The sequence below is a fragment of the Flavonifractor sp. An112 genome, assembly GCF_002161085.1.
Lineage (GTDB): Bacteria > Bacillota > Clostridia > Oscillospirales > Oscillospiraceae > Flavonifractor > Flavonifractor avicola.
In genome coordinates, this window is the sequence record NZ_NFLU01000014.1 from 23,685 (window position 1) to 43,602 (window position 19,918).

Consider the following 19,918-nt stretch of genomic DNA (forward strand, 5'->3'; position numbering starts at 1 on the left):
GGGATCGAATAGATTGAGGTCAGAAGCGCAAGACCCGGCACAGCCGAAGGACCATGATCAGGTCAAACAGCAGAAAGAGAGCGCCGGAAATGCGGGTGGAAATGAGAAAGAGGTGGGTAGGTTCCGCCGACTTGATCCAGGGACTGCGGCTGATCCGCCAGAGCTCCCACATTGCGCCCGGACAGATCAGGCTGACCAGACCGGCCAGCGCGAGGACGATTACAACCAGCCATTCAAACACGCCCATCATAGATTCCCCCCCCTCATAACCGGGCCCCGCAGTGGGGGCAGATGCCCTCCGCGCCCACGTCCCGCTCCCGAAGCCGTCCGCCGCAGCGGGGGCAGCGGCAGAAGCGCCAGGCGATGAGTATCATCAGCAGGATCATCACGCCGAGCAGGAGGAACACCGCCCAAAGGGGCAGCAGATCCTTCAGGAACAGGACCAGCAGCCCAGCCGCGGCCAGAATCCGCAGGCAGGTCCAGCCCACCCGGCAGAGGGGGGCTTTTTGTCCGGGGGAGGGCGGGGCCTCCACCGCTGGAGCGGCACGGAGGGCGCTCCACAGCAGATAGCCATCCACAGCGATCAGGCAGACCAGCAGGATGGCGTTGGGGAGCAGGCCAGTCATCCCGCCCGCCAACAGGGTTTTTCCAATCTGGTAAACGCTTCGCAGGGTGAGCAGCAGGCTGACGGCACACAGCAGCCAGAGGTAACTCTGCCGGGTCATGGCAAGGCCCCCTTTCCAAGGCTTGCAGGTGGATCTCTTCACAATCATTGTACCATTTTTCCTTTGGAATGCAATTGATTCCCAAGAAAAACACATCTCCGGAAATGTTTACTGCGGGATTGTGCCCAACCCCCGGAATGTGGTATGATAACAGGTACGAGATCACGAGGGAAAGAGGGATGCCCTATGCCGGAGCTGCTGCTGCCGGGCAATATCATATCCATGGACGCCCGGGCCGCCGACCGGCTCACCGCCTGCGGCAACGGGGACGCCGCTCTGCTCTACCTGTGGCTGCTCCGCCACGGGGGGGTGCTGGACCCCGCCCAGGCTAGGAAGGGACTTAAGTGGGACGGCCAGCGGCTGGAGGAGGCCTCCGCCGCCCTGGTGAATCTGGGCCTGTCCGACGGCAAGACCCAGGCCGAGGCCCCCCCCATCCCCGCCCCCCAGGGTCCGCCGGACTACACCGCCGCCGACATCACCCGGGAGATCGAGGACACCACCTCTACCTTCCCCGGTCTGGTGAACGAGGTCCAGCGGCGGCTGGGCAAGGTGCTGTCCACCGCCGATCTGAAGAGCCTGTACACCCTGTACGACTACCTGGCTCTCCCCGCCGAGGTGATCTGCCTGCTGGTGAGCTGGTGCGTGGAGGAGTTTGAACGGAAATACGGCGTAGGCCAGAAGCCCCGGATGTCCCAGGTGCTGAAGGAGGGCTTCGCCTGGAAGCGGCTGGGGGTGGATACCGCCCAGGCCGCCGACGCCCACCTGAAACGCAAGAGCCTCTACCGCACCCGGGAGGGGGCCATCCTCCAGCTGCTGGGTCTCAAGCCCCGGCCCCTGGTGGAGAAGGAGAAGCGGAAGGTGGCGGCCTGGACCGACATGGGCTTTTCCGACGATGTGCTGCGGCTGGCCTACGAAAAGACGGTGTACAAGAAGCAGCAGATGGACTGGGATTACATGAACGGCATCCTGACGGGCTGGCACAAGAAGAACCTACATACCCTGGCGGAGATCGAGGCGGGGGACAAGCCCGCCCGGACGGCCCAGAGCGCTCCCTCCGCCGGCAGCAGGCCGGCCATGCAGGACCACCCCGCCGCCCCCGGCGATGTGGACCGGCGTGTGCGGGAGGATCTGGAACGGATGCGGGAATTTCTCCGGCAGGAGAAGGAACGGGACAAGGAGGGATAAGCCATGGGATACGAAGCCAGCGTGCTCTACCGGGCCACCAAACGGCTGGAGGAGGGCCGCCGCCGGCGGGAGGAGGCTCTTGCCCGCCGCAAGACGGAGATCTATGCCCAGCTGCCCCGGGTCCGGGAGATCGACAAGGAGCTGAAGGGGACGGTGTACCAGATCATCGCCTCCTCTCTGCGGGAGGGGCGGGACCCCGGCCCCTCCATCCAGGTCATCAAGGACCACAATCTGTCCCTCCAGGCCGAACGCACCCAACTGCTCCTCCAGAACGGCTGGGGGGCCGACGCCCTGGACGAGCAGCCCGCCTGTCCCAAGTGCAACGACACCGGCTGGGTGGGCGCCCGGATGTGTACCTGCCTGAAAAAGCTGTGCGGTGAGGAGCAAATTAAGGAGCTGTCCAAGCTGCTGGATCTGGGCGAGCAGTCCTTTGAGACCTTCTCCATGGATTACTACTCCCCTCTGCCCTGGCCGGGGGAGGTCATGTCGCCCCGGGAGAACATGGAGTTCATCTTCGACCTGTGCTCCAACTACGCCCGGAAGTTCGGGCGGTTCAAGCTGCGCAACCTGTTCCTCTCCGGTGCGCCGGGACTGGGCAAGACCTTCCTGTCCGCCTGCATTGCCCGCACCGTGTCGGAAAACGGCTTCTCCGTGGTATACGATACGGCGGTCAACGTGTTTGCCCGGTTTGAGGAGCAGAAGTTTGCCCGGGACAAGCTGGACGCCGACGAGGCCAAAGACGAGACAAAGCGCTACTTGGGCTGCGACCTGCTGATTCTGGACGACCTGGGCAGCGAGCTCACTACCCCCTTCGTCCAGTCCGCCCTGTATACCCTGGTCAACTCCCGGCTCATGGCGGGAAAACAGACGGTGATCTCCTCCAACCTGACCATGACCCAGGTGCGCCAGCGCTACACACCCCAAATTTCCTCCCGGCTGGAGGGGGAGTACCGGGTGCTGCCTTTCTACGGGGAGGACATTCGCCTGCAAAAGAAACGGGATTTATAAACCATTGATAAAGGAGAACTACCATTGAACGAGATCATTCTGCTCAAGCTGGGGGAGCTGGTCCTGAAGGGCCTGAACCGCCGCACCTTTGAGGATAAGCTGATCGCCAACGCACGCCGCCGCCTGAAACATTATGGCGATTTCAAGGTGTACTGCAAGCAGTCCACCATGTATGTGGAGCCCAAAAACGACGACTGCGACCTGGACGGGGCCTGGGAGGCCATGACCAAGCTGTTCGGCGTGGTGGGCCTGAGCCGGGCCCGGGCCTGCGAGAAGGACAAGGACGCCATGCTTCAGACCGCCATTGAGTATCTGGGGGACAAGCTGGCCGCCGCTCACACCTTCAAGGTGGAGTCCAAGCGGGCCGACAAAACCTTCCCCATGACCTCCATCCAGCTGTCCCAGTATGTGGGAGGCGAGCTGGACGAGAAATACCCTAACTTGAAGGTGGACGTACACCATCCGGAGCTCACCGTCTATCTTGAAGTACGGGACTACGCCGCCTATGTCCACGCCGACCCGGAGCCGGGCGCCGGCGGTCTGCCGGTGGGCGTGGGAGGCCGGGCGGTGAGCCTGCTGTCCGGCGGTATCGACTCCCCGGTGGCTTCCTGGATGATTGCCAAGCGAGGCATCGCCCTGGAGATGGTCCACTTCTTCTCCTACCCCTACACCTCCGAGGAGGCCAAGCAGAAGGTGCTGGACCTGGCCAAGCTGCTCACCCCCTGGTGCGGACGGCTCACCGTCCATGTGGTACCCTTTACAGAGATCCAAGAAGAGTTAAGGCGCAAGTGCCCCGAGGAGCTGTTTACCGTGCTTATGCGGCGGTTCATGATGCGCATTGCCCAGGCGGTGGCCGCCCGGTGCGGCGCCGGGGCCATTGTCACCGGCGAGTGCCTGGGCCAGGTGGCCAGCCAGACCATGGAGGCCATGCGGGCCACAACCGCCGTGTGCGACCTGCCTATCCTTCGCCCCGTAGTGGGCATGGATAAGGAGGAGATCGTGCGGATTGCCCGCAAGATCAACACCTTTGAGACCTCCATCCTGCCCTACGAGGACTGCTGCACTGTGTTCACCCCCCGCCATCCCCGTCTCCGCCCGGTGCTGGGGGAGCTGGAGCACGCCGAGGAGGCCCTGGATGTGGAGGGCCTGGTGAAGGCCGCCGTGGAGGGCATCGAGCGGGTACAGGTATAAGGAATGCGGGCGACCACAAGGGTCGCCCCTACAATGCAACCAGTAGGGGCGGGCTTTATCCCCGCCCGTTCCCTAATTCCAACAAAGGAAGTGTTTGCCTCATGTCTCATACCGCTGAACTGATCGCGGTGGGCACCGAACTGCTGTTAGGAAATATCGCCAACACCGACGCCCAGATGCTGTCCCAGGGGCTGAGCGCCCTGGGCATCAACGTCTACTACCACACGGTGGTGGGGGACAATCCGGACCGGCTGCGCGCCGCCGTGGAGCTAGCCAAGACCCGGGCGGATATCATCATCACCACCGGCGGCCTGGGTCCCACCTGCGATGACCTGACCAAGAATGTGCTGGCCCAGTGCTTCGGCAAGCAGCTGGTGTTCCATGAGCCCTCCGCCCGGCGGATCGAGGCCTATTTCCAGCGGCTCCATCCCAACCGCCCCATGACAGACAACAACTACCAGCAGGCCATGCTGCCTGAGGGTTGCACCGTGCTGGAAAACGACTGGGGCACCGCCCCTGGCGTGGCCTTTGAGGCCGATGGTGTCCGGGTCATCATGCTCCCCGGCCCGCCCCGGGAGTGCAGGGCCATGTTCACCTACCGGGTGGTCCCCTATCTGAAGGACCTGGCCGACGGGGTCATTGTGTCCCGCACCCTGAAGCTCTTCGGCATCGGGGAGTCCTCCATGGAGGCCCAGCTGCGGGAGCGCATGAACGCCATGACCAACCCCACCCTGGCCCCCTACGCAAAAGAGGGGGAATGTGAGCTCCGCATCACCGCCAAGGCTGTCGACGAGGAGGCCGCCCACGCCCTCATTGACCCGGTGGAGGCCGACCTGAAGGCCCACTTCGGCCCTCTGGTCTACGGAGTGGATATTCCCTCTCTGGAGGCGGCGGTCTTTGCCCTCCTGAAGGAGAAGGGCCTCACCCTGGGTACCGCCGAGAGCTGTACCGGCGGACTGGTGGCCAAGCGGATGACCGATCTGGCCGGGGTATCCTCGGTGTTCCGGGGGGGCGTGGTGAGCTACGCCACCGAAGTGAAGCACACCGTCCTGGGTGTGGACCAGGACCTGCTGGACCAGTACGGCGCTGTCAGCGAACCAGTGGCCCGGGCCATGGCTGAGGGGGCCCGGAAGGTGCTGGGCTGTGACCTGGCTATCTCCACCACCGGCGTGGCGGGCCCTGACCCCGACGAGCGGGGCAACCCGGTAGGGCTGGTGTTCATCGGCCTGGCCACCCCCGACGGCACCTGGGTCCGTAAGGTGAATCTGTCCATGGGCCGCCAGCGCATCCGCCATATTGCCGCCAGCCACGGCTTTGACCTGGCCCGGCGATATCTGTCCGGTCTGGAGCTGAAATAAACAAAACACGGTGTATTTTCCGGAAAGGAAAATACACCGTGTTTTTATTTTCGGGGGTTACTCCTGCTCATCCTGAGGGTTGGATTCCTCCTCCTGAGCCTCCTCGACTGCCTGATAGGCGGCGGGGGGCTGGATGGCGGCGGGATCGGTGAACACCAGCTCGAAGGCGGCGGCGTCCATATTCTCGTACTTCAGCAGGTAGTCGGCCACAAAGTCCAGCTCCTTGCGCCGGGCGGAGAGGATCTCCACGCAGCGGTTGTAGGCGCCGTCGATAAGGCCCTTGATCTCCTGATCAATGAGGGCGGCCACTTCTTCCGAGTAGTTCTTGGTCTGGGCCATGGAGCGGCCGATGAACACCTCGTCGTGGCCGGAGTCAAAGACCACGTTGCCCACCTTGTCGCTCATGCCGTAGCGGGTGACCATATTGCGGGCGATGGCGCTGGCCTTCTGCAGGTCGTTGCCCGCTCCGGTGGAGATATCGCCCAGGGCCAGCTGCTCGGCGGCCCGGCCGCCCAGACAGACGGCAATGCGCTCGGTGAGCTGCTGCTTGGACTGGAAGGTCACATCCTCCTGGGGCAGGGAGATGGTCATGCCGCCTGCCATACCACGGGGGATGATGGTGATCTGGTGGACCGGGTCCTGGGTCTTGAGGTCGTGGATCACAATGGCGTGGCCCGCCTCATGGTAGGCGGTGAGCTTGCGCTCCCGCTCAATGACCACCCGGCTCTTCTTCTCGGGACCGGCGATGACCTTGATGACAGCTTCGTTCAGGTCCTTCATGCCGATGAAGCGGCGGTGCTGGCGGGCGGCCAGCAGGGCGGCCTCGTTCATCAGGTTCTCCAGGTCGGCGCCGGTAAAGCCGCCGGTACCCTTGGCCAGCTCCGCCAGAGACACGTCATCTCCCAGGGGCTTGTTGCGGGCGTGGACCTTCAGAATGGCCTCGCGGCCCTTGATGTCGGGATAGCCCACATAGACCTGCCGGTCGAACCGGCCGGGCCGCAGCAGGGCGGGGTCCAGGATGTCCTGCCGGTTGGTGGCCGCCATGACCACCACGCCCTCGTTGTTGCCGAAGCCGTCCATCTCCACCAGCAGCTGGTTGAGGGTCTGCTCACGCTCGTCGTGACCGCCGCCCAGGCCCGCGCCTCTCTGGCGGCCCACGGCGTCGATCTCGTCGATGAACACAATGGCGGGGGCGTTCTTCTTGGCCTGGTCAAACAGGTCACGGACACGGCTGGCGCCTACGCCCACATACAGCTCCACGAAGTCGGAGCCAGAGATGGACAGGAAGTGGACGCCCGCCTCTCCGGCCACCGCCTTGGCCAGCAGGGTTTTACCGGTGCCGGGAGGGCCTACCAGCAGTACGCCCTTGGGGATACGGGCACCCAGGTCCAGGAACCGGCGGGGGTCCTTGAGGAACTCCACGATCTCCTGCAGTTCTCCCTTCTCCTCCTCGGCACCGGCCACGTCGTCAAAGGTGACCTTCTTCTGCTCGTCGGCAACCGTGCGGGTACGGGCCCGGCCAAAGCGGGCGGTGCGGTCGGCTCCGCCGCCTCCGCCCCCGCCGCCGGCCTGGCGGAGGAACATGAAGTACCAAAGCATACCAAAGACCACCAGCACCGCGATCCAGGGCAGGAAACTGACCCAGAAGGGAGGCTCGAAGCCGGCGGGGTAGTCGTAGTCCTGGATAATCCCCAGCTGCATCTGCTCCACGATCAGGTCGTTGAAGTCGTTGTAGAACCACTGGGGATTGGCCACGTCGTAGGTGACGGTGGCTTTGCCGCCCACCGCCTCCTTCAGCCAGAGGGTGACGGTTTTATTGTCCAGCTCCACCTTGGTGACCTGCTGCTGTTCCAGCAGGCGGCGGACCTGGCCGTAGGTCATGTTGTCCCCGGTGTTCATGCCGCCCCGGAGGATAAAGATGGATACGATCAGCAAAATGGCAATGAGTACATAAAAGCCTACGTCCCGCAGGCTTCCGTTACGTTTCAAGGAACAGACACGTCCTTTCCGGGTAGATTTGAGGAGCCTTATTCCCCGCCGTACACGGAGGGCTTCAGCACGCCGATGTAGGGCAGATTGCGGTACTTCTCCGCGTAGTCCAGGCCGTAACCTACCACGAAGTAGTCGGGGATGGAGAAGCCGGAGTAGCTGACCTCTACTTCCTTCACCCGGCGGGAAGGCTTATCCAGCAGGGTGCACAGCCGCACGGAGGCGGGCTTGCGGGCCTGGAGCAGCTGGAGCAGATAGCTCAGGGTGTTGCCGCTGTCCAGAATGTCCTCCACCACAATCAGGTCCTTGCCCTCGATCTGCTCGGACAGGTCCTTGATGATCTTGACCTGGCCGGAGCTGGAGGTGCCGGCGCCGTAGGAGGACACCGCCATGAAATCCACGGTGCAGGGCAGGTGGATCTGCCGCACCAGGTCGGCCATAAAGACGAAGGAACCCCGCAGCACGCTGACCAGCAGCGGCTCCTTGCCGGCGTAGTCTCTGTCGATCTCAGCGGCAATCTCCGCCACACGGTTTTTCAGTTCTTCCTCAGAAAAAAGGATTCGCTCCACGTCTTTGTCCAGCATATGTTCCATAATTCTCCTTACCTTTCCTTCCAAAATACCACTTCCCAGGCCGGTTGGCCGGGCTTTGCCATACGCTCTCTATGGGGGCCCAGACCGGCTGCCGCCAGCACGCCCCGTTCATCCGCCAGCACCGGGATGCGGTCCCGGTCCCGACGAGGAATTTTCTCGTCGATCATCCATTTTTTCAGGGTCTTGGTGTCCCGGCCCGGCAGGGCCAGTTCATCCCCCGTCTGACGGGGGCGCAGCACCAGGGGGCCCTGAGCCTCCTGAGATAAATACCAGGCGTTGGGCTTTTGCTGCTCTTTGGGGGGACAGGTTACTGCCCGACAGGTGCAGCGCCAGTCGGTGCCCTCCGGGGCGGTCTCCCCGTTAGTGTTCAGAGGACAGGGGGTCATCGCCGGGTTGTCGCTCTGGGTGGTAATGAGCAGCTCCTTGTACACCCGCTGGGCCAGCCGCCCGTTGGGCAGGAAAGCCACCGCCGAGGGATCGTCTCCCACGGCCAGGTCCACCACTGCTTTCAAATGGGCGGCGGAACAGTCGGTGTTGCCGTCCCCCGTCATTTCCAACAGGCGGCGGGCTGCTCGGGGGGCAATGGCGGCGGGCAGTTCTGCAATGTAGTGGGCCTCGATGACCAGGTCGTCTTCCGCCCAGCGGGCGTGGCTGCAAGCCATAGCGGCCTGGGCGTTGAGGTAGTCGTTATCAGCCCGGAGATAGCTCATCGTTTCCACAGAGCGCTCGGTCAGCCGGGGATTCAGCTCCCGCAGTACCGGGATCACCTGGCGGCGCAACCTGTTACGGGCGTAGCGCTCGTCGGTGTTGGTGCAGTCCTCCACATGGGCCAGGTTATGGGCTTCCAGATAGGCCTCGATGTTCGCCCGTGGGGTGGTGAGCAGGGGGCGCACCAGTTCTCCCCGGCGGGGCGGGATACCTGCCAGGCCGTGGAGCCCGGCCCCACGGGTCAGGTGAAGCAGCAGGGTCTCCAGATTGTCGTCGGCGTTGTGGGCGGTGGCGATGCGGTCACAGCCCAGCTGTTCCGCCGTACGGCGGAGGAACTCATACCGCAGTTCCCGGCCGGTCTCCTCCACCCCCAGGCCGCGGCGGGCGGCTTCACCGTACACGTCGCCCCTCTCCACCACGCAGGGGATGTTCCGCTCTTTGCAGAAGTGTTCCACAAAGGCGGCGTCAGCATCGGCGGCCTCCCCCCGCATCCCGTGGTGGTAGTGGGCGGCGGCTATCTGAAAACCACCCTCAGCTGACAGGCTGTGGAGCAGGTGGAGCAGGCAGATGGAATCGGCCCCGCCGGACACGGCACACAGCACCTTGCCCCCGGAGGGGAGCATATCGTATTCGGTTGTGAGGGCCTTGACGGTTTCCAGCATAAAGGTGTTCTCCTGTGGTGTTCCTGTAGGGGTGATTCTAATACTCACTGTGTCTCCGGTCGATGGAAGAGAAGGTGGTGTACTCGGGCAGCCACTGCAGCTCCACCGTGCCGGTCTCGCCGTGACGGTTCTTGGCGATGATGCACTCGGCCAGGTTGTGGTTCTCACTGGTCTCATTATAGTAGTCGTCCCGGTAGAGGAACATGACGATATCGGCGTCCTGCTCGATGGCGCCCGACTCACGCAGGTCGGACAGCATGGGCCGCTTGTTCTGGCGGCTCTCGGGGCCACGGGACAGCTGGGACAGACAGACCACCGGCACGTTGAGCTCCTTGGCCATGATCTTCAGGGCGCGGGAGATGTCGGAGACGATCTGCTGACGGTTGTCGCTGCTGCGGGTGGGACCGCCGGCGGAGGTCATGAGCTGGAGGTAGTCTATGACCACCAGGCCCAGATTATCCACCCGGCGGCACTTGGCGTTCATGTCGGCCACGGAGAGGGCGGGGTTGTCGTCAATGAGGATCTGAGTCTGGTTGAGGGCTGCCGAGGCGGCGGCAATCTTGGACCAGTCCTCCTCGCCCAGCTTGCCGGTGACCAGCTTCTTGTTGTCCACGAAAGCCTCGCCGGAGATGAGGCGCATGGCCAGCTGCTCCCGGCTCATTTCCAAAGAGAAAAAGACCACCGTCTTGCCGGAGAACTTGCCGGCGTGGAGCAGCATATTCAGGGCGAAGGAGGTCTTGCCCATGCCGGGTCGGGCGGCCAACAGGATCAGGTCGGACTTGTTCAGACCGGAGATAGCCATATCCACGTCGGGCAGGCCGGTACTCAGGCCGGGCACGGCGGAATCGCTGGCGGCCAGCTCATTGAGGCGCTCATACACGTTGAGAATGACGCCGGAGATGTGGGTCAGGCCCTGGGAGGCCCGGCCCTGACGGATGGCATAGATCCGCTGTTCGGCGGCCTCCAGCACCTCCTGACCGGTGCCGGTGCCCTCCTGCACCAGGGCGGTGAGATCCCCCGCCGTCTCGGCAATGCGGCGAAGCAGGGCCTTGTCCTTGACGATGGCCACATACTCCTTCACGTTGGCCGCCGTGGGGGTGACCTCCATCAGCTGGAGGATATAGCTGCGGGAGGTGTTCTCGTCGTATACCCCGTTCTGGCGCATATGGTCCAGCACGGTCACCGGGTCAATGGTGAGGGAGAAGTTGAACATGGAGTAGATGGTTTCGTAGATCTCCCGGTTGGTCCGCAGGTAGAAGTCCTCAGGCTTCAGCTCCTCGATCACATCGGGTACGCACCGGGCGTCGATGAGCATGGCGCCCAGCACGCTCTGTTCGGCCTCCACGCTGTGGGGCATCTGCCGCAGCAGCAGTTCCTCTTCGGTTGCCATGTTCCTTCACCTCCCCTGGACGGGCCGATGTGGGCATCGGCCCCTACGCATAGTTACTGCTCGGCCACGACCACCTTCAGGGTGCCGGTGACCTCGTAGCCCAGCTTCACCTTCAGCTCGTAGGTGCCGAAGGCCTTGATGGGCTCATCCTGAACGATCTTGGTCTTCTGAACGGTAATGCCATGCTGGGCGGAGAGGGCGTCGGCGATTTCCTTGGTGGTGACGGCGCCGAAGAGCCGGCCGCCGTTGCCCGCCTTGGCAACAACCTTGACGGAGAGTTCCTTCAGCTTGGCGGCGGTGGCCTCGGCCTCCGCCTTCTCGGCGGCCATCTGGGCGGCCTTGGCCTTCTCCTGCATCTTCATGGTGTTGATATTCTCCGCGGTGGCCAGAACCGCCAGCTTGCGGGGAAGAAGGAAGTTGCGGGCGTAGCCGTCGCTGGCCTCGATCATCTGGCCCTTCTTGCCCTGGCCCTTTACATCCTGCTGCAAAATCACTTTCATAACTATTATCTCCTTCCTGTTAGGCTTCCCCAGGGGGAAGCTGTCACGCAAAGCGTGACTGATGAGGGAAATGGTATCGGACCCCTCATCCGCCCCCTACGGGGGCACCTTCCCCCGAGGGGAAGGCTTTTTTATTCATCCTCCAGATACTGATCAATGGCCTGGAGGAGCAGCTTGGTCACCTCGTCCACCGTCTTGCCGGGGACCTGGGCGCCTGCGGTGGCGGCGTTGCCGCCGCCGCCCAGCTTCTCCAGCACCACCTGTACGTTCACATCCCCCATGCTCCGGGCAGACAGGATGACCCGCCCCTCATTGTCGGGGAAGAGAACGAAGGAGGTGTCGATGCCCGAGATGTTTAAGAGCTCGTCGGCGGCCTGGGCGGCTGTGATGCGTCCCACGGTGTGGTCCACACGGGCCACGGCAATGCCGTCCTTGTACATCCGGGCGGTCTGGATGATGTCGTACTTGGCAATGGTGCCGTCCAGATCGTTCTGGAACAGCTTCTTCACGTCGCCGGTGTCGGCGCCGGAGCGGCGCAGGAAGGCCGCCGCCTCAAAGGTGCGGCTGCCGGTGCGCATGGTAAACTGCTTGGTGTCCAGTACCATGCCCGCCAGCAGGGCCTCCGCCTCGATCTTCAGCAGGTCGGCAGGCTCCAGCAGATACTGGGACAACTCGGTGACCAGCTCACTGGCGGAGGAGGCGTAGGGCTCGTGGAAGTTGAGGGCGGCGTCGGCGATATAGGAGGAGGCGCGGCGGTGGTGGTCGATGACCGCCACCTTGTGGACCGCCTCCAGCAGGTCCTGGCTCACCACCTGCTCGGGACGGTTGGTATCCACCACCACCAGCAGGCAGTTGGAGTCGGCCAGCAGAATGGCATCCTGGGGGGAGAGGAACGCGTCCTTGTACTCGGGAACCTGGCTCAGCCGGTCGCTCATCTCGCTGGCCGGGTTGACGCCCGGCTCCCGTACGATATGGACCGGGGTGCCCTTTTTCCGGGCCATGGCGCATACGCCGGCGGCGGCGCCGATACAGTCCAGATCGGGGTACTTGTGGCCCATGACGAACACGGTGGAGGCGTCGGCCATCAGCTCGCCCAGGGCGTTGGCCATGACCCGGCTCTTCACTTTGGTGCGTTTCTCCAGCTCCTTGGTGCGTCCGCCGAAGAACTCGAAGTTGAACTTGTTTTTGACCACCACCTGGTCACCGCCCCGGCTGAGGGCCATTTCCACCGACAGAGCGGCGTACTGGAACAAATCGCCCAGGTTGTCGCCGTCCTTGCCAATGCCGATGGACAGGGTGGCCTGAATGCCCGAGGGGCTGGTCACCTGGCGCACGGTGTCCAGGATGGAGAATTTGCCCTCCTGGAACTGGGCCAGGAAGCGCTCCTCAAAGAGGAAGAGGTAGCGGTCCCGCTCATACCGGGTAAACACACCCTGGGCGGGGGCAACCCACTGGGCCAGCCGGTCGTCGATCTCGCTGCGCATGGCCGACTTGGCGCTGTCGTTGGCGCCCTTCATTAGCTCCTCGTAGTTGTCCACCGTCAGGATGGCCACCACGGGGCGGGTGGCATAGAACTCGTCCCGCACAGTGGCAAAGTCGGTAACGTCCACCCAGTAGGTGGTGGCCAGATAGCCTCTGGCTCCCTGCTCCTCGGTGCGGACCAGATGGCCGAACACCAAAAACCGCCGGTCCCCGATGCGCACCTCGGTGGGGCACTCGGTCTTGCCCTCCATCAGCCAGCGGGAGGAAAAGTCGGGCACCGCCGCCGTGATCTTGGCGTCAAAGAGGTGCTCCCGCTCCCCGGTGATCTGGAGGAACCGGTCGTTGGACCAAATGACCTCGTCATTTTCCGGCCGGAAGATGACCATGGGCAGGGGGGCGTTCACCATGGTGTCTTTGGTGGCCGAGTCCATGTTGCAGGTCACGTTTTCGATGTACTTTAAAATCTCCTTCTGCCGCAGGGCATTGCTGCGGCGGAAGTAGAGGTAGAGAATGACCACCACCGCCAGCTCCGCCACCGCAGCGGGGACAGAGAAAAAGGCGGTAATGATGGCAAACACCACCAGACAGAGGAAATACAACCTCAGACTGGGCTCTACCAGATGAGTTAGCTTATTCTTACGCATAGGGACCTCCCAACTGCGATCAAATACAAGATGACACGTTATTATATCAAACAAGAACGGCAAAAACAAGTGTGGCAGAACGGGTTTTCCTGCCTGTATGCCCCGGCGGTTGCAAAAAAGACCGGGGCGTGCTATCCTTGCGGGCAAGGAGGTGGGACCATGGAGGACCGTGAGATCCTGGCGGGCAGTGTGCTCTTCCGGGACCTGGAGCCGGAGGAGGTAGTGCCGCTGCTGGGCGGGCGGCAGGAGGAGTACCCCGCCAACCGGGTGGTCATTCAGGAAGGGGAGCGGGTGGACCGGCTGGAGGTGCTGCTCTCTGGTACCATGCGGGCGGTCCGACTGGACGCCGACGGCTCGGAATTTCTTTACCAGCAGCTTTTTCCCGGCCATCTGGTGGCGGGGGAGGTGGCCTGCACCCCCAGGCGCACCAGCCCCTACTCGGTCTGTACCCTGGAGCGCTGTACCACCTGGAGCGTTCCCGTGGACCGGCTGAGCGACCCCGCCCTGCCGGCGGAGCTGCGGCTGGCCCTGCTGGGCAATCTGCTCCACTTCGTATCCAACCAGAACATCCGAAAATATTATAAAATTGATGCCCTTTCGGTGAAAAGCGCCAGACAGCGGATTTTGAAGTATCTCACCGCCCAGGCCGGACGGTCGGGGAGCACCACCTTTACCATCCCCTTCGACCGGGAGGCCATGGCCAACTACCTCTGCCTCAACCGCTCAGTCCTCTCCCATACCCTGAAGGAGCTGGAGGGGGAAGGGGTGCTCACCTTTCGCAAGAATCGGTTTACGCTTTTTCCAGAAAAGTTGTCCGGACAACATACCGGGTGAGGGGATTTTGGTATACTCGTGGCAAACCTTGGAGGTGTTTGTCATGAAGAAACTGGTATCCCTGACCCTGTCCGCCCTGCTGGCGCTGTCTATGCTGGCGGGCTGCTCCAACCCTGCCCCGGCGGAGACCACGCCGTCCGCTCCGGAGACAACCCCCGCCGCTGTGGAGACCACCCCGGCTGTTGCAGATCTCAGCGGCCACACCCTGCTGGTCTTCTGCGGCGCAGGCATGAAGGACCCCTTTGCTGAGATCGCCCAGGCCTTCCAGGATCAGACCGGCTGTACGGTGGAGGTGACCTGCGCCAACGCCGCTCAGATCCAGACTCAGATCAATACCGCCCAGGAGGGCGACTTCTTCATCGCTGGTTCCGAGCAGGAGGTCAAGCCGGTGGCCCAGCTGGTGGAGTCCTCCACTCCTCTGGTGCGCCACATCCCGGTGATCGCGGTGCAGAAGGGCAATCCGCTGAAGATCACCGGCCCCGCCGACCTGGCCAAGGAGGGGGTCCGTGTGGTCATCGGTGACCCGGAGGCTACCCCTATCGGCAAGATCGCCGTGCAGCTTTTTGAGGACTTCGGCATTACCAATCAGGTGGATATCGTGTCCAATACCGCCACCGCTCCCGCCATGACCACCGCTCTGGCCGCCGACGAGTGCGATGCCATCATCGTGTGGAAGGAGAACGTCAGCGCCGACCAGGGGGAGATCGTGGACAGTGCCGAGATGGAGGCCTATGTCAAGACCATCCCCGCCGCCCGGCTGACCTGCTCGGCGGACGCTGAGGCTGCCGACGCCTTCGCGGAATTTCTGAACGGCCAGACCGCCCAGGACATCTGGACCAGCTACGGCTATGAGCTGGCGGGATAAACGCCCGTTAAAACCCTTTGAGTGGGGCTTTCTGGTGCTGCTGCTGGCGGTGCTGCTCTATGTGGCGGCCAGCCTGTGGGGGGTGGTGACCGGGGGCCTGCCCAACCTGGGCCGTGCTCTGGCCGACGGGGAGATCCGGTTTGCCGTGGGGCTGAGTCTGTGGACCACCACCCTGTCCACCCTGCTGTGCATCCTCATCGGCATCCCCTGCGCCTATCTGCTGGCCTTCACGCCTCTGCCCGGCAAGCGGTGGGCGGAGGCCCTGCTGGAGCTGCCCCTGGCCTTACCCTATCTGGTGCTGGGCCTGTGCCTGCTCACCCTTTTTTCCTCTCCCTTCGGCAAGGCCCTGAAAGAGCTGGGCCTGCGGCTGGTATTTGACCCAAAGGGCATTGTGGCGGTCCATCTGCTCATCAACCTGCCCTTTGTGATCCATCTGGCCGCCCAGGCTTTCCGGCAGATCGACCCGGAGCTTCCCCTCACCGCCCAGACTCTGGGGGCCACCCGGTTCCAGGCCTTTCGCTACATTACCTTCCCCCTGTGCCGCCCGGCCCTGCTGTCGGCCTTTCTGCTGGCCTGGAGCCGGGGCATGGGGGAGTTCGGCGCCACCCTGATGCTGGTGGGGGTCACCCGGCTGAAAACCGAGACCCTGCCCGCCAGCATCTACCTTAATATCTCTACCGGCGACAACGGCATGGCGCTGGCGGCGGCTCTACTGCTGCTTTTGCTCTCCCTGGCGGTCCAGGGGGTAAGCCGTCTGGCCGGACGAAAAGGAAGGGATCTGTAACATGGACCGGCATACCCTGTACGAGACCCTGCGCGCCGCTCTGGCTGCCGCCCTGGAGGAGCACGGCCTTACCGGCTCGGCGGTGACCATCAAAGCCCGTGGGCTGACGCCGGAGGAGGCCATCGGCCACACCCAGCGCACCGACTACCCCATCCTCACCGGCAAGGAGGTCATGCTGATGGCCGACTTCCGGGGGGCGAAGGGCCAGGCCTTCACCGACGCCCCCGCCCAGTTTGAGGGGGCTTTGGACCAGGTGCTGGCTTTGGATCTGGAGGGGGACCCTCACAGCCGGGGGCTGTTCATCGCCACCCTGAACGCGGTGATGAAGTATCTGGGTCGGGCGGACAACACCGTCCACTGTAAGGACGGCGGGCCGGAGTTCTGCGCCCGCCACATGGTGGAGTGGGTGGCCGACCACTACGGCGCCCCCAAAATCGCCCTGGTGGGCTTCCAGCCCGCCCTCATCGCCGCACTGTCCCGGCGCTTTTCCGTGAAGGTGCTGGACCTGAACCCGGACAACATCGGCAAGATGAAGGACGGCTGCCCGGTGCTGGACGGGGAGGCCGACCGGCGGGAGGCGGTGGACTGGGCCGACCTGGTGCTGTGTACCGGCAGCACCCTGTGCAACGGCACCATTGTGGACTATCTGGATCTGGATAAAGAGGTAGTGTTCTTCGGTACCACTCTGTCAGGGGCCGCCCCCATTCTGGGGCTGAAGCGGGTCTGCTTTGCCGACCGGAGCCAGGAAGAAGCCTGACAGAGGCAAAAAACAAAACGGCCGCCGAAAGGCGGCCGTTTTTGGCGCTTTGGGGATCAGTTCAGGTGCTGGACCAGGTAGGGAATGGCGCGCTCAAATTCTACGCCGTACCAGTTGGCGTCGGGAGATTCCAGGGTGCAGCGGATGGATTCCACCGTGTAGTCGGCGGCCAGGGCCAGGGCATCCCCCAGCTCCAGGCCACGCATGAGGCCGCCCACGCAGGTGGAGGCAAACACGTCGCCGGTGCCGTGGAAGCTGGCGGGCAGGTGCTGGGTGAAGTAGCTGCCGTACTGGCCGGTGACCTTGTCGTAATACATGACACCCAGCTTGTCCGGCTCAAAGCTGACGCCGGTGAGGGCCACGTACCGGGGACCCAGGGCGGCCAGGGCCTGGAGCAGCTCCTTGATATAGCCCTCGTCCTGTTCGGTGCGGTAGGGCAGGCCGGTGAGCAGGCTGGCCTCGGTCAGGTTGGGCAGGATCAGGTCGGCCTTGGCGCACACCCTGGCCATCTGGGCGGGGAAGTCGGGCCCGAAAGCGGGGTAGAGCTTGCCGTTGTCCGCCATCACCGGGTCCACCACAATGAGGCTGCCCTCCCGCCGGAAGGCGTCAAAGAAGGCGCACACATAGTCGATCTGCTCCGCGGAGGCCAGATAGCCGGTGTAAACGGCGTCAAAGCCCAGGCCGCTCTCCTTCCAGTGGGCGGCAATGGGCTCAATCTGGTCGGTGAGATCCTTGCAGGTGAAGCCGGAGAACATGGTGTGGGTGGACAGCACCGCCGTGGGGACGATGGAGCACTCCACGCCCATGGCCGAGATGATGGGCAGGGCTACCGTCAGGGAGCATTTCCCCAGGCAGGACACATCCTGAATGCTGACGATCCGTTTCAAGAACCGCACTTCCTTTCTGGTTTCGTTGGGTGCAGTATAACAGAGAAACTGACCTTATTAAAGTGTCACATATTGCTTTTTTAGTAAGGTCAGATCTGGGAAAAACTGCGTGAAGTCCGGTTTCTGCGGTTGCACATTGACACACAGGCGTATATAATAAATAAGATCCGGCGAAAAAGCCGGATCTCAGCAAAAAACCTACTATTGTATCACCATTTCCCCCTCCAGCGTTGTGTTTTGCGGTGCCGGACGGGGAGAGGAAGGAAGGAAACAGAGGCATGAACAAGCCTGTTCTTGTGGTCATGGCGGCGGGCATGGGCAGCCGCTACGGAGGGCTCAAGCAGATCGACCCCGTGGGGAGCCACGGCCAGATGATCATTGATTATTCCATCTATGACGCCCGGCGGGCCGGGTTTGAGACCGTGGTGTTTGTCATCAAGCACCAGATCGAGGATACCTTCAAGGCTGCCATCGGCGACCGGCTCAGCAAGGTGATCGACGTAAAGTACGCCTATCAGGAGCTGGACGACCTGCCGGAGGGCTACGCCGTGCCCGTCGGCCGGGTGAAGCCCTGGGGTACCTGCCACGCGGTGCTGGCCGCCGGTCAGGTGGTGGACGGTCCCTTCGCCGTCATCAACTCCGACGACTACTACGGCCCCCAGGCTTTCCGGGAGATCTATCAGTACCTGGAGAGCCATCCCGACCAGCCCGGCTGCTATGAGTACGCCATGGTGGGCTACCGCCTGGGCAACACCGTTACCGAGCACGGCCATGTGGCCCGGGGCGTGTGCGCCGAGGAGGGGGACCACTACCTGAAAGAGGTGGTGGAGCACACCCACATTGAGAAGGACGGGGCGGACGCCCGCTATACCGAGGACGACGGCCAGACCTGGACCCATCTCAGCGGCGATACCATCGTATCCATGAACCTGTGGGGCTTTACCAAAAGCTTCCTCACCGAGGCGCAAGCCCGGTTCCCTGCCTTCCTGGACAAGGCCCTGGTGGAAAATCCGGAGAAAGGGGAGTACTTCCTGCCCAGCGTGGTGACCCAGTTACTGGAGGAGGGCAAGGCCCGGGTGAAGGTGCTCCGCAGCGCCGATAAGTGGTACGGCGTCACCTACCGGGAGGACAAGCCGGTGGTGGTGGCTGCGGTGAAGGCCATGACCGAGGCGGGCCTCTATCCCGACGATCTGTGGGGTGTGTGCGACCATGGCGCCTGCTGAGCAGTACTTACAGGAGGCCCTGAATGCCTTTGACTTTGGAGGAGAAGTGGTGGGCGCGGTGCGGTTTGGCTCCGGCCACATCAACGACACCTTCTGCGTCCACACCCAGCCGGGGGAGGACCCCTGCCGCCGGTTTATCCTCCAGCGGATCTCCCGCAACGCCTTCCACCACCCGGAACAGGTGATGGCCAACATTGCGGGGGTCACCAACTACCTGAAAAAGGAGATTGCCGCCGAGGGGGGCGATCCGGAGCGGGAGACCCTCTCCCTGTGCATCGCCCGGGACGGCAGCTACTACCATACCGACCCCGAGGGAGGTGCCTGGCGGGTGTACCCCTTCCTGGAGGACACCATGTGCCTCCAGTCTGCCGAGACGCCGGAGCGGTTTGCCGCCTCGGCCCGGGCCTTCGGCAAGTTCCAGCGGATGCTGAAGGACTACCCGGCGGAGACGCTGTATGAGACCATCCCCCACTTCCACGACACCGAGGCCCGGCTGGCCCGGCTGAAGGAAGTGGTGGCTGCCGATCCCGTGGGCCGGGTGAAGGAGGTAGGCCCCGAGCTGGACTTTGTAGCCGCCCGGGAGGCCGACTGTTCCGTGGTGCTGGAGGCCTTGCGGCGGGGAGAGCTGCCCCTGCGGGTCACCCACAACGACACCAAGCTGAACAATGTGCTGATGGACCGCAAGACCGGCGAGGCGGTGTGCGTCATCGACCTGGATACCGTGATGCCCGGCCTGTCGGTCAACGACTTCGGCGACTCCATCCGGTTCGGTGCCAACCACTGCGACGAGGATGAGCGGGATATGAACAAGGTCCACTTCGACCTGAACCTGTTTGATGCCTACACCCAGGGTTTTCTGGAGGGGGCCGACGGGGCCCTCACCCCCGCGGAGCTGGACTACCTGCCCTGGGGCGCCCGGCTCATCACCCTGGAGTGCGGCATCCGCTTCCTCACCGACTACCTGGAGGGGGACAAATACTTCCGTATCCACCGGCCCGGCCAGAACCTGGACCGGTGCCGCACCCAGTTCAAGCTGGTGGCCGATATGGAGGCCTGCTGGGACAAGATGTGCTCCGCGGTAGATAAATATCGATAAGAAATGAGGCGCCTTCCTTCTGGGGAGGCGCCTCGTT

The 19,918-nt window shown here is 63.3% G+C and carries 19 protein-coding genes; 10 read left to right on the forward strand and 9 right to left on the reverse strand.

The window, feature by feature from the left end; genetic code table 11:
- Positions 1-19: 19 nt before the first annotated feature.
- Positions 20-250, reverse strand: a complete 231-nt coding sequence (locus B5E56_RS11765; protein WP_087390338.1) for a DUF6199 family natural product biosynthesis protein — start codon at positions 248-250, stop codon at positions 20-22.
- A gap of 13 nt (positions 251-263) precedes the next feature.
- Positions 264-725 carry a hypothetical protein gene (locus B5E56_RS11770; protein ID WP_143383168.1) on the reverse strand — a complete coding sequence of 154 codons (462 nt, stop codon included), beginning with the start codon at positions 723-725 and terminating at the stop codon, positions 264-266.
- A gap of 186 nt (positions 726-911) precedes the next feature.
- On the opposite strand from B5E56_RS11770, the gene B5E56_RS11775 reads away from it, so the two are divergent.
- The 4 genes from B5E56_RS11775 to B5E56_RS11790 all read left to right on the forward strand — a co-directional run bounded on the left by B5E56_RS11775 (position 912) and on the right by B5E56_RS11790 (position 5,467).
- The gene (locus B5E56_RS11775; protein ID WP_087390344.1) at positions 912-1,910 is read left to right on the forward strand and encodes a DnaD domain protein; all 999 of its coding nucleotides are present in this window, start codon (positions 912-914) and stop codon (positions 1,908-1,910) included.
- A 3-nt stretch (positions 1,911-1,913) separates the two neighbouring features.
- Complete coding sequence (locus tag B5E56_RS11780; RefSeq protein WP_087390346.1) at positions 1,914-2,918, forward strand: ATP-binding protein; 1,005 nt, start codon at positions 1,914-1,916, stop codon at positions 2,916-2,918.
- Between the two features lie 24 nt (positions 2,919-2,942).
- A complete protein-coding gene (gene thiI / locus B5E56_RS11785) occupies positions 2,943-4,109 on the forward strand; it encodes a tRNA uracil 4-sulfurtransferase ThiI (protein ID WP_087390349.1) in 1,167 nt (388 codons plus the stop codon).
- Between the two features lie 101 nt (positions 4,110-4,210).
- Complete coding sequence (locus B5E56_RS11790; protein ID WP_087390352.1) at positions 4,211-5,467, forward strand: competence/damage-inducible protein A; 1,257 nt, start codon at positions 4,211-4,213, stop codon at positions 5,465-5,467.
- 57 nt (positions 5,468-5,524) lie between these two features.
- Here B5E56_RS11790 and ftsH read toward each other — a convergent pair whose 3' ends face one another.
- The 6 genes from ftsH to B5E56_RS11820 form a co-directional block, all read right to left on the reverse strand.
- Complete coding sequence (ftsH, locus tag B5E56_RS11795; protein WP_087189232.1) at positions 5,525-7,456, reverse strand: ATP-dependent zinc metalloprotease FtsH; 1,932 nt, start codon at positions 7,454-7,456, stop codon at positions 5,525-5,527.
- A gap of 38 nt (positions 7,457-7,494) precedes the next feature.
- Positions 7,495-8,049, reverse strand: a complete 555-nt coding sequence (gene hpt / locus B5E56_RS11800) for a hypoxanthine phosphoribosyltransferase (RefSeq protein WP_087390355.1) — start codon at positions 8,047-8,049, stop codon at positions 7,495-7,497.
- A gap of 8 nt (positions 8,050-8,057) precedes the next feature.
- The gene (tilS, locus tag B5E56_RS11805) at positions 8,058-9,419 is read right to left on the reverse strand and encodes a tRNA lysidine(34) synthetase TilS (RefSeq protein ID WP_087390358.1); all 1,362 of its coding nucleotides are present in this window, start codon (positions 9,417-9,419) and stop codon (positions 8,058-8,060) included.
- 37 nt (positions 9,420-9,456) lie between these two features.
- Positions 9,457-10,809 carry a replicative DNA helicase gene (dnaB, locus tag B5E56_RS11810; protein ID WP_087390361.1) on the reverse strand — a complete coding sequence of 451 codons (1,353 nt, stop codon included), beginning with the start codon at positions 10,807-10,809 and terminating at the stop codon, positions 9,457-9,459.
- Between the two features lie 53 nt (positions 10,810-10,862).
- Entirely contained in the window at positions 10,863-11,309 is a 447-nt protein-coding gene (rplI, locus tag B5E56_RS11815) for a 50S ribosomal protein L9 (protein ID WP_087390364.1), read from the reverse strand.
- A gap of 131 nt (positions 11,310-11,440) precedes the next feature.
- On the reverse strand, positions 11,441-13,435 hold the full coding sequence (locus tag B5E56_RS11820) for a DHH family phosphoesterase (protein WP_087390367.1): 1,995 nt from the start codon (positions 13,433-13,435) through the stop codon (positions 11,441-11,443).
- 159 nt (positions 13,436-13,594) lie between these two features.
- Here B5E56_RS11820 and B5E56_RS11825 point away from each other — a divergent pair, with 159 nt between their 5' ends.
- The 4 genes from B5E56_RS11825 to B5E56_RS11840 are packed head-to-tail and all read left to right on the forward strand — an operon-like array spanning position 13,595 to position 16,675.
- Positions 13,595-14,269, forward strand: a complete 675-nt coding sequence (locus B5E56_RS11825; protein ID WP_158098716.1) for a Crp/Fnr family transcriptional regulator — start codon at positions 13,595-13,597, stop codon at positions 14,267-14,269.
- A gap of 43 nt (positions 14,270-14,312) precedes the next feature.
- Positions 14,313-15,134 (forward strand): molybdate ABC transporter substrate-binding protein, encoded by an 822-nt coding sequence (modA, locus tag B5E56_RS11830; RefSeq protein ID WP_087390372.1) that lies wholly within the window; start codon positions 14,313-14,315, stop codon positions 15,132-15,134.
- Positions 15,118-15,918 carry an ABC transporter permease subunit gene (locus B5E56_RS11835; RefSeq protein WP_087390376.1) on the forward strand — a complete coding sequence of 267 codons (801 nt, stop codon included), beginning with the start codon at positions 15,118-15,120 and terminating at the stop codon, positions 15,916-15,918. The genes modA and B5E56_RS11835 overlap by 17 nt, the downstream gene beginning before the upstream one ends.
- Before the next feature lies 1 nt (position 15,919).
- Positions 15,920-16,675, forward strand: coding sequence for a Rossmann-like domain-containing protein (locus tag B5E56_RS11840; RefSeq protein ID WP_087390379.1), 756 nt, complete (start codon positions 15,920-15,922; stop codon positions 16,673-16,675).
- A 56-nt stretch (positions 16,676-16,731) separates the two neighbouring features.
- Here the strand turns inward: B5E56_RS11840 and B5E56_RS11845 are convergent, their stop codons facing one another.
- The gene (locus B5E56_RS11845) at positions 16,732-17,571 is read right to left on the reverse strand and encodes a pyridoxamine kinase (protein WP_343214249.1); all 840 of its coding nucleotides are present in this window, start codon (positions 17,569-17,571) and stop codon (positions 16,732-16,734) included.
- 269 nt (positions 17,572-17,840) lie between these two features.
- On the opposite strand from B5E56_RS11845, the gene B5E56_RS11850 reads away from it, so the two are divergent.
- Together B5E56_RS11850 and B5E56_RS11855 are read left to right on the forward strand one after the other, a co-directional pair.
- Positions 17,841-18,785 carry a nucleotidyltransferase family protein gene (locus B5E56_RS11850; protein WP_087390385.1) on the forward strand — a complete coding sequence of 315 codons (945 nt, stop codon included), beginning with the start codon at positions 17,841-17,843 and terminating at the stop codon, positions 18,783-18,785.
- Positions 18,772-19,881 carry a phosphotransferase enzyme family protein gene (locus B5E56_RS11855; RefSeq protein WP_087269948.1) on the forward strand — a complete coding sequence of 370 codons (1,110 nt, stop codon included), beginning with the start codon at positions 18,772-18,774 and terminating at the stop codon, positions 19,879-19,881. The genes B5E56_RS11850 and B5E56_RS11855 overlap by 14 nt, the downstream gene beginning before the upstream one ends.
- Positions 19,882-19,918 lie beyond the last annotated feature (37 nt).